Origin of the sequence: Alistipes sp. CAG:29 (assembly GCF_000435435.1) — a bacterium.
Classification (GTDB): domain Bacteria; phylum Bacteroidota; class Bacteroidia; order Bacteroidales; family Rikenellaceae; genus Alistipes; species Alistipes onderdonkii.
In genome coordinates this window covers 1-1,335 of sequence record NZ_FR893465.1, presented here as the reverse complement: position 1 = coordinate 1,335, position 1,335 = coordinate 1, and the positions used below count along the sequence as shown (strand labels likewise).

Below are 1,335 nucleotides of genomic sequence, written 5' to 3'. Positions count from 1 at the left end.
TCGATGCGTTCTTTTGCTGCCTGAAAACTTTCAAAACATTCCTCGTCGATCCATTCGCTCTTCAGAATACCGTTCACCCGTTCGGCAACGGCATTCTCATACGGATCGCCCTTTTCAGTCATGCTGATGCGAATCCCATTATCGGTCAGCAATTTCACATATTCTTTCGAACAATATTGGCATCCTCTGTCCGAATGATGGATTAACCCTTGCCGTTTTTGCTGCGGAGTCTGGTCTATGGCCATCCTCAGTGCACGGAGCGCTCCGTCCCGTTCCAATGTCGTATTCAGATCATAGCCTACGATCCGTTTGGAATAGGCATCCGTTATCAAAGCCAGATATGCAAATCCTTCTTTCAAAGAAATGTACGTAATATCTCCGACCCATAAACGATGCGGCCGCTCGAGGTCGAAACCCCGGATCAGATTCGGATATTTACGCATCCAGTGCCGCGAGCAGGTCGTAACGCTGTATTTCTTCCGACGTTTGACCAGAAGATTGTTTTCCGAAAGCAGCGTAAATAACCGATCCCGGCTGACCGGAAATCCGTCTTGTTGCAGCAAATGCCACAGTTTACGACCGCCGAGCCTGGGCATCAGTTTCCGGTAGTAACCCACCCGCTCCAAAAGAAGGGTGTCGGACAAGGATCCTTCCCTATTACGCCGTAAATGTTTATAATAGGCCTGACGGGTATAGCCGAACAACCCGCACAGAAACGACAGGCTCATTGCTGTGTGTCTTTCTTTGAGACGCTGGACTGTCCGGCTGCGGATTTTTTTAGCAGGTCGATACCGTATTCTTCTTGGAGGATATCTCCCATGATCTCATAGTTCTTTGAGACGCTGGACTGTCCGGCTGCGGATTTTTTTAATAGGTCGATACCGTATTCTTCCTGAAGGATATCTCCCATGATCTCATAACCTTCCAGACGTAATAAAGCCTCTTCCAAGCGCCGCCGAAGGGCTTTGTTCTCGGATAATAATTCACTGGCTTCTTCACTCGTAACGCGGGACATGATCGGATAAGGATTAGGGGTACTCACAAAGCTACAACTATTTTTCGCTTTCCAGCGCTGACCCATCTTATGAATCGTAGACATGGGAATACCATGTTCTTCGGAGAGTTGGCGAGCCGTCTTGACTCCGCTCAAATACTCCTGTAAAATCAGATGACGCAACTGACGCGGTAAATAATGACGTGATAAGTCTGAATTCGTTGTTTGCTGCATAAGATTTACTCTTTTCTGTAAACCTTTTTCAGGACGGGACAGGTGTCTTTAATGATTATCGGATATGGAACGTAGTCCGCATGGATAGACTTCAGTTTCCGAGTCTG

At 47.4% G+C, this 1,335-nt stretch carries 2 protein-coding genes; both read right to left on the bottom strand.

Annotated features, from left to right (window positions below):
* Window positions 1-728 (bottom strand): IS3 family transposase (locus tag QVP03_RS06995; protein ID WP_288210692.1); only part of this gene is annotated, 728 nt, incomplete at its 3' end.
* Window positions 725-1,228, bottom strand: coding sequence for a hypothetical protein (locus QVP03_RS06990; RefSeq protein WP_022332804.1), 504 nt, complete (start codon window positions 1,226-1,228; stop codon window positions 725-727). The genes QVP03_RS06995 and QVP03_RS06990, both read right to left, overlap by 4 nt.
* Window positions 1,229-1,335 lie beyond the last annotated feature (107 nt).

Coding starts and splice junctions, on each gene's coding strand:
- QVP03_RS06990 (WP_022332804.1), bottom strand. CDS start 1,228: ATGCAGCAAACAACGAATTCAGACTTATCACGTCATTATTTACCGCGT.